The 383-nt window shown below is 67.1% G+C and carries 1 protein-coding gene; it reads right to left on the bottom strand.

Going from position 1 to position 383, the window contains the following annotated elements; genetic code table 11:
• A partial coding sequence (locus tag OOJ60_RS24605; protein ID WP_205613309.1) for an Ig-like domain-containing protein occupies positions 1-383 on the bottom strand: 383 nt, incomplete at both ends.

Raw genomic sequence — 383 nt, 5'->3', positions numbered from 1 at the left:
CCACCTGCGCGCCCGGCTGCTCGCCGCTGCCGCCGAAGGTCGGGGTGTTGTCACTGGTGGTGGCGCCGTCGGCGATGGGGTTGCCTTCATCGTCGGTCATAAATGGCGGGGTGCCCGGCTGCGGTTCGGGTTCGGGCTGTGGCTGCGGTTCCGGCTCTGGTTCAGGTTGCGGTTCCGGCTCTGGTTCAGGTTGCGGTTGCGGTTGCGGTTGCGGTTCAGGTTGCGGTTCAGCGCTGGTATCAACAACCAGAGAGGTGTCGCTGCTGGTCTGCGAACCGTCCGGACGGGTGATTTCGGTGGTGATGGTGTGCCCGCCGTCGGCCAGCGGCTGCTCCGGGGTGACGGACCAGTTGCCCTGGTCATCGACGACGGCTTCGCCGATG

Source organism: Citrobacter sp. R4 (assembly GCF_026719175.1).
GTDB classification, from domain to species: domain Bacteria; phylum Pseudomonadota; class Gammaproteobacteria; order Enterobacterales; family Enterobacteriaceae; genus Citrobacter_A; species Citrobacter_A sedlakii.
This window is presented reverse-complemented; position numbering and strand designations above follow the sequence as displayed.